Origin of the sequence: Streptomyces hainanensis (genome assembly GCF_004348415.1) — a bacterium.
GTDB lineage: Bacteria > Actinomycetota > Actinomycetes > Streptomycetales > Streptomycetaceae > Streptomyces > Streptomyces hainanensis.
In genome coordinates, this window is the sequence record NZ_SMKI01000817.1 from 1 (window position 1) to 1,445 (window position 1,445).

Annotated in this window: 2 protein-coding genes; one reads left to right on the plus strand and one right to left on the minus strand. The window is 75.4% G+C overall.

The window, feature by feature from the left end; genetic code table 11:
* Positions 1-20: 20 nt before the first annotated feature.
* Entirely contained in the window at positions 21-443 is a 423-nt protein-coding gene (locus E1283_RS36175; protein WP_132822387.1) for an arsenate reductase ArsC, read from the plus strand.
* Here E1283_RS36175 and E1283_RS36180 read toward each other — a convergent pair.
* A partial coding sequence (locus tag E1283_RS36180; RefSeq protein WP_132822388.1) for an alpha/beta hydrolase family protein occupies positions 424-1,445 on the minus strand: 1,022 nt, incomplete at its 5' end. The two genes, E1283_RS36175 and E1283_RS36180, sit on opposite strands and share 20 nt — an antisense overlap.

Below are 1,445 nucleotides of genomic sequence, written 5' to 3' on the forward strand. Positions count from 1 at the left end.
CGTGAAAGCGCCCTGACCCCATGAACGCTCCCGCCACCCCCTCCGTGCTGTTCGTCTGCGTCCACAACGCCGGCCGCTCCCAGATGGCCGCCGCCTTCCTCAGCCACCTCGGCGGTGCGGGCGTCGAGGTCCGCTCCGCCGGCTCGGCGCCGGCCGACGCCGTCAACCCGGCGGTGGTCGAGGCCATGCGGGAGGTCGGCGTCGACATCGCGGCCGCGACACCCAAGGTGCTGACGGCGGAGGCCGTGCGGTCCTCGGACGTGGTCGTCACCATGGGCTGCGGCGACGCCTGCCCCGTCTTCCCCGGCCGGCGCTACCTGGACTGGCGGTTGGCCGACCCCGCCGGCCGGGGCGTCGCGGCCGTCCGTCCGATCCGCGACGAGATCGAGCGCCGGGTGCGCGGGCTGCTGGCCGAGCTCGGCGTCACGGCCGGTGAAGGGTGACCTCCGGGTACCACGCCGAGGGCCCGTCGAGCAACGGCGCGGCCCGGCCCCGCAGCTGGCGGTCCACGAAGGCCGCGACGTAGGCGCGGGTGACGGCGTCGCAGCGGGCGCCGTCGAGGTCCTGCAGCGGGATGCCGGCCTGGCCGCCCAGCGGCGCGACATCGGTGAACGACAGGTGCTCCATGCCGTCGACCGTCAACCAGCGCTTCCAGCCGGTCAGTTGCGCCCAGGTCTCGTCCCACGTGGGGTCGGGGCCGCCCGGCGCGTGGCTGGGCTTGCCGAGCATCAGCAGCGGCCGGTCGAGCGGGACGTCGTTCGGGTAGCGGAAGTTGCCGTCCATGTTGACGGCCGCGACGACGCGGTCGTCGGCCAGCAGGGCCGGCACGGTGCTGAAGCCGCCGGCCGAGTGCCCGACCATGACGACCCGGTCGGCGCCCAGCCGGTCGATCACGAGCGACACGTCCGCCGCCCGGGTGTCGCCGACCCTCGGGTAGTCCGGGTTCCCGCAGACCAGGCAGCCGGTGGTGTGCCCGTCGGGGAACGTGATGCCGTCCGCCTCGTGGTTGTGCCCGATCCCCGCGACGAGGTGGCCACGGCTCGCCAACTCCTCGGCGAGACCGGTCAACGTGGCGCGCGGCATGCCGAAGCCGGGCGAGAGGACGACCAGCGGGCGGCCGCCACGCGCCGGCGCCGGCGCGGCGTCGACGGTCGAGTGGGTGACGACGGTGCTCAACACCTCGGGCGGCAACGGAATCCCGCCGGCCTCCAGATACACGCGTGACTCCGCCGGCGTCATGTACGGCGACGGCGTCCCGGACGCCCGCGCGGCCGGATACCAGACGGACACCATCAACTCCCGCCGCTCCTCAGGCACCCACGGATCGGCGCGGCCGGCGTCCGTCAGGTGCAGCGTCGTCAGCCCGACCCGGTGCCGCCCCCCTGGCGCGGCCAACCGGAGTTCGGCGGGTGCCGCCTCCTCCGCCCGAGCGGCCGCGCCCGGGG